General features: G+C 38.0%; 2 protein-coding genes and 1 pseudogene. 2 read left to right on the top strand and 1 reads right to left on the bottom strand.

Annotation, left to right across the window (positions count from 1 at the left end):
- Positions 1-509 precede the first annotated feature (509 nt).
- The gene (locus ACOVO2_RS12930; RefSeq protein ID WP_421770380.1) at positions 510-1541 is read left to right on the top strand and encodes a glutamine synthetase beta-grasp domain-containing protein; all 1032 of its coding nucleotides are present in this window, start codon (positions 510-512) and stop codon (positions 1539-1541) included.
- A gap of 168 nt (positions 1542-1709) precedes the next feature.
- On the opposite strand, the gene purL is transcribed toward ACOVO2_RS12930, so the two are convergent.
- Positions 1710-5426 (bottom strand): phosphoribosylformylglycinamidine synthase, encoded by a 3717-nt coding sequence (gene purL, locus ACOVO2_RS12925; RefSeq protein WP_421770379.1) that lies wholly within the window; start codon positions 5424-5426, stop codon positions 1710-1712.
- A gap of 242 nt (positions 5427-5668) precedes the next feature.
- Between purL and ACOVO2_RS12920 the strand changes: the two are divergent.
- Positions 5669-6039, top strand: a pseudogene (locus ACOVO2_RS12920) (tRNA (N(6)-L-threonylcarbamoyladenosine(37)-C(2))-methylthiotransferase MtaB); the annotation flags it as partial.

Genomic DNA, 6039 nt, shown 5'->3' with positions numbered 1-6039 from the left:
TGGAAGAAGAGTACGAAGAAGAGGAGGGCGAAGAAAGTGCTGAAGAAGAATCGGAGGAATCATCTGATGAAGAGGGAGGAGAGGAAGAGGAGGAAGCATAAGGTTAAAAGTCACAGGTTGTAAAACTTGTGACTTTTTTTATTCTCTAAGGCCAAGATATTATTTCTGTAAATTCTTCAAATAATTATATGTAGTAAAAAGATATTTTTTGAAATAATAGGTTTAAATTTGAGTGTAAATACTCACTAAAGTTTTAAATAATCAAAATATAGGTTTAAAATTGGGTACTTATGCACAAAAAAAATATTTGATTTTGTGAAAATAGGCTAAACCATGACTTTCTATAAACTTCAAAACCAAACAAATCAAACAAAAAGTTGTACTTTATAAAGAATTTAGAATATTCCACTAAAATTTTTGCCTTTTAAAGAATATTATATTGTTTTCGTATTATATATTTGTATCATATTCTTTGAATGATAACCGCAATACATTAAAAAATTACAACAATGGCAAACGTTCCAGTAGCAAAATTAGAGTACATTTGGCTTGATGGTTACAAACCAACGCAAAGCCTTCGCAGCAAAACCAAAATTGAAAAAAACTTCAGTGGTAAATTAGAAGATTGCGATATGTGGTCTTTTGATGGTTCTTCAACGCAACAAGCTCCAGGTGGTTCATCTGACTGTTTGTTAAAGCCAGTATTCATTTGCCCAGACCCAACTCGTCTTGGTGCAGGTTTCTTGGTAATGTGTGAAGTTTTAAACGCTGATGGAACTCCACATGAGTCTAATGGACGTGCTACTATTGATGATGAAGATAATGATTTCTGGTTCGGTTTCGAGCAAGAATATTTCTTGTGGAACCCAGAAACTAACAAACCACTTGGTTTCCCAGCAACAGGTTATCCAGCTCCGCAAGGACAATATTATTGTTCAGTAGGTGCAGCTAACGCATTCGGCCGTGACATGGTAGAGGAGCATCTTGAAGTTTGTTTACAAGCTGGCTTGAATATCGAAGGTATCAATGCTGAGGTTGCTGCTGGTCAGTGGGAATTCCAAGGATTTGCAAAAGGTGCAAAACAAGCAGGTGATGAAATGTGGGTTGCACGTTATTTGTTGGAAAAAATTGGTGAAAAATATGGTGTATCAATCAACTGGCACTGTAAGCCATTGGGCGATACTGACTGGAATGGCTCGGGTATGCACGCAAACTTCTCAAACACTTTGTTGAGAACTTCTGGTAAAAAAGAAGATTACGATGCAGTTTGCCAAGCATTTGCTCCAGTAGTGAAAGAACACATCGCAGTTTACGGTGCTGATAACCACTTACGTTTAACAGGTAAACACGAAACACAATCAATTGATAAATTCTCTTATGGTGTTTCTGACCGTGGTGCTTCAATCCGTATTCCGATTGCGGCTGTTCAAAAAGGATGGAAAGGCTGGTTGGAAGACCGTCGTCCAAACTCTGCTGCTGACCCGTATAAAGTTGCAGCTCGTATCATTAAGACTGTTAAGTCAGCTAACGTACCAGCTTAATAATAAAGACTTTTTTTCGAATAATATTTTGTTCACAAAGCCCCATGACTCTGTCGTGGGGTTTTTGTATTTCTGGCCATGTGATACGAACTTCCGAGTTAGCATATACAAAAAAACGACGGCAGCGTTCTGAACGCTGCCGTCGTTAAACTCTAAAAAAGTATGTAATTACTTCACAGCCTCAATCCACTTCCGAGCATTTACAAATGCCTCTAACCACGGTGTTACTTCATCTTCTTTGCGTTCTGGATAATTTGCCCAGTTCCAAGGGAATGTCGAACGTTCAATGTGCGGCATCATCACTAAATGACGACCAGTTTTATCACACATCATAGCTGTATTATAATCTGAACCATTCGGATTGGCTGGATATTCGGCATAACCGTATTTTGCAACAATATTGTATTGATCTTCTGAATAAGGAAGATTAAATTTCCCTTCACCGTGCGACACCCAAACTCCCAAAGTAGCACCTTCCAACGTTGAAAGCATCACCGAGTTATTTTTCTGCACTTTTACCGATGTAAAAATACTTTCGTGTTTGTGCGATTGATTGTGGTGAAGTTTGCCATGAATTTCGTGTTCTGGATTTATTAATTCCAACTCCATCAATAACTGGCAACCATTACAAATACCAACCGAAAGCGTGTCTTCACGTTTGAAGAAATTCTTAATGGCAGTATTGGCTTTTTCATTGTATAAAAATGCACCAGCCCAGCCTTTTGCTGAACCCAGTACGTCTGAATTTGAAAAACCACCAACTGCACCAATAAATTGTATATCTTCGAGGGTTTCACGACCAGAAATTAAATCGGTCATGTGAACGTCTTTTACATCAAAACCAGCCAAAAACATAGCGTTGGCCATTTCTCGCTCTGAATTACTTCCTTTTTCACGAATAATTGCCGCTTTTGGTCTTGGTTTACTCGAATCAATTACTGGTTTCTTTCCATCAAACTGTGTTGGGAAAGTAAATTGCAATGGTTGATTTTTGTAGTTTTTATATCTTTCAACCGAAACTCCATTTTGACTTTGTTTTGAATCGAGTAAGAACGAAGTTTTAAACCATGTATCTCTTAATTCAGAAACACTAAATGTGAAAGAGTCTGCATTGTTTTTTAGTGTAACAGAATCTCCTTCTACAACCGAACCAATTTTTGTGATTTCAATACCATTTTTCTCAAATTCGGCTTCAACTGTTGCATCGGCTTGGAAAATAAGTGCAATATTTTCGTTGAATAAGGTTTTAACTGTATCGTTTTCGTTCAAAGCACTTAAATCGAAATCAGCACCGAGATTTATATCTGCAAAACACATTTCGAGCAAAGTGGTAATTAGGCCACCGCTACCAACATCATGCCCAGCTGTAATTTTATCAGCTTTGATTAAATCTTGGAAAACATTGAAAGCTTTTTTGAAATAGGCTGCATCTTTGATTGTAGGTACTTCACTACCAATTTTGTTCAAAACTTGAGCAAAAGAACTGCCACCGAGTTTAAAAGCATCTTTCGATAAATTCAAATAGTAAATATCCCCGCCATTTCGTTTTAGAACTGGCTCCACCACTTTCGTAATATCTGAGCAATTTCCTCCAGCCGAAATAATCACTGTGCCTGGGGCAATTACCTCATCATTTGGATATTTTTGTTTCATCGAAAGTGAATCTTTTCCCGTTGGGATGTTGATTCCGAGTTCAATAGCAAAATCTGAACAGCCTTTTACGGCTTCATAAAGTCGAGCATCTTCACCTTCATTCTTACACGCCCACATCCAGTTGGCCGAAAGTGATACCGATTTTAATCCATCTTTTAGTGGAGCAAAAACAATATTTGAAAGTGCTTCAGCTACTGCATTTCTCGAACCAGCAACTGGGTCAACTATGGCAGTTAAAGGAGAATGGCCTACTGTGGTTGCGATGCCTTCTTTGCCTTTAAAATCTAAAGCCATCACACCCACGTTGTTCAATGGCAATTGCAAAGGTCCAGCACATTGTTGTTTCGCAACACGGCCACCAACGCAACGGTCAACTTTATTGGTTAACCAATCTTTACATGCAACCGCTTCGAGTTGAAGCACTTGGTTGAGGTAAGCTGGTATATTTTCGGTTGAATAAGTTAAATCCGAGTAATTTCTTTCAACCGTTTTATCATCCATGATAAATTTGGGCGAACTACCAAACATATCTTCAATGGCAAAATCCATTGGTTTTGCACCAGTCGATTTTGATTCAAATGTAAAACGATGGCTTCCTGTAATATCACCTACTTCGTACATGGGCGAACGCTCACGGTCAGCAATACGTTTGAGGATTTCAATATCTTTTTCGCCAATCACAAGTCCCATTCTTTCTTGCGACTCATTGCCAATGATTTCTTTGGCCGAAAGTGTAGGGTCGCCAATTGGCAATTTATCCAAATCAATCAAACCGCCAGTTTCTTCCACCAATTCAGATAAACAATTGAGGTGTCCGCCCGCACCGTGGTCGTGAATCGAAACGATTGGGTTGTGGTCGCTTTCAACCAAACCACGAATGGCGTTGGCTGCACGTTTTTGCATTTCGGGGTTAGAGCGTTGAATCGCATTTAGTTCAATACCTGAGCCAAAAGCACCCGTATCAGCCGAAGAAACTGCTGCTCCACCCATACCGATTCGGTAATTTTCACCACCAAGAATCACTACTTTATCGCCAACACTTGGTTTTTGTTTGATGGCTTGTTCTGCTTTTCCATAACCAATACCACCAGCCATCATAATTACTTTATCAAAACCAAGTTTACGAGCATCTTCTTCATGTTCGAATGTCAAAACCGAACCAGTAATAAGCGGTTGACCAAATTTATTCCCAAAGTCAGATGCACCATTTGAGGCTTTTATCAAAATATCCATCGGCGTTTGGTACAACCACGGACGCTCGTTCATTCCTTTTTCCCACGGACGATTTTCTTCTAAACGAGAATAGGAAGTCATGTAAACGGCCGTTCCTGCCAATGGTAATGAACCAATTCCACCAGCTAAACGGTCACGGATTTCTCCCCCCGAACCCGTAGCAGCTCCATTAAATGGCTCAACCGTAGTAGGAAAATTATGCGTTTCTGCTTTCAAAGAAATAACTGAGTCAAACTCTTTTTCGGCATAAAAATCTGGTTTATCGGCACTTAATGGTGCGAATTGCGTAACTCTTGGACCTTTTACAAAGGCAACATTATCTTTATAGGCCGAAACAATATCGTTCGGATTTGTCTCAGAAGTTTTCTTGATTAATTTGAAAAGGGAAGTTTCTTTTGCTTCACCATCAATGATAAATGTACCGTTGAAAATTTTGTGACGGCAATGTTCCGAATTTACTTGTGAAAAACCAAAAACTTCCGAGTCAGTTAATTTTCTGCCTAATTTCGTAGAAAGATTATTCAAGTAATCTACTTCTTCAACACTGAGCGATAAGCCTTCTTGTTTATTGTAGGCCGCAATATCTTCGATTTCGATAATTGGCTCGGGCTGAATATTAATTGTGTATAACTCTTGATTTAGTTCGGTATATTTTTGAGAGAGCATCGGGTCGAAGCTCGTAAAATCTGCCGAAACTGATTTAAACTCTTCGATACGAATAATACCCGAAATACCCATATTTTGAGTAATTTCTACGGCATTTGTACTCCAAGGGGTAATCATTGCGGCACGAGGGCCAACAAAATAGTCATTTAATGAAGCGTCTTTGGTGTTTGTAATGGTGTATTTGTGGTCTGAATTGCTATTGAAGAGCCAAAGTAGTTTTTTGATGTCTTCATTTGAAAGGTTGTCTTGCGTTTGTACCGCAAATACTGTGTGTTGGCTTCCGAAGAAATGAATCATTTTGTTGCTATTTTGTAGAGGTTTTTGAAAACGCAAAATTAATTCAATTAAATGAAGAAAACGAGAAATAAAACATCATAAAACTCGAAAATTTGAGAATCGAGTGATAAGAAAAATATGTTTATAATTCTTCTTGAAATAATACAGTTTTAGAGGGCGAAGAATGTTGAAAATTAGATTTTCTGCTAAAAACGAACTGTTTTTTAGCTAACTTTGTAGTTTAAAATAGAAAAAGGAAGTCTTCGCTCGAAGCGAAGACTTCCTTAATCGCTTAAAATATGAAAAAAGTAGCATTTTATACATTGGGTTGTAAATTAAATTATTCGGAAACTTCGACTATCGGACGAATGTTTGAAAGTCGTGGATATCAGAAAGTGGAGTTTAATGAAAACCCTGATATTTTTATAATCAATACTTGTTCGGTTACTGAAAATGCCGATAAAAAATGTAAAAAGATTGTCAAAGAAGCCAATCGAGTAAATCCTGATGGTTATGTGGCAATTATTGGTTGTTATGCACAATTAAAACCGCAAGAAATTTCAGAAATCGAAGGGGTAGATGCTGTTTTGGGTGCTGCTGAGAAATTTCGATTGGTAGATTTATTAGGCGATTTTGTAAAGGAACCACGAGAAAAATCAGAAAAAGCTGC

This window comes from Emticicia sp. (genome assembly GCF_049241225.1).
In the GTDB taxonomy this organism is placed as follows: domain Bacteria; phylum Bacteroidota; class Bacteroidia; order Cytophagales; family Spirosomataceae; genus Emticicia.
Note: the sequence above shows the minus strand (reverse complement) of the source record. Positions and strands in the feature narration are given on the sequence as shown.

What these genes read in the sequence shown, in the direction of transcription:
- ACOVO2_RS12930 (WP_421770380.1), top strand. Translation starts at nt 510, where the DNA reads ATGGCAAACGTTCCAGTAGCAAAATTAGAGTACATTTGGCTTGATGGT.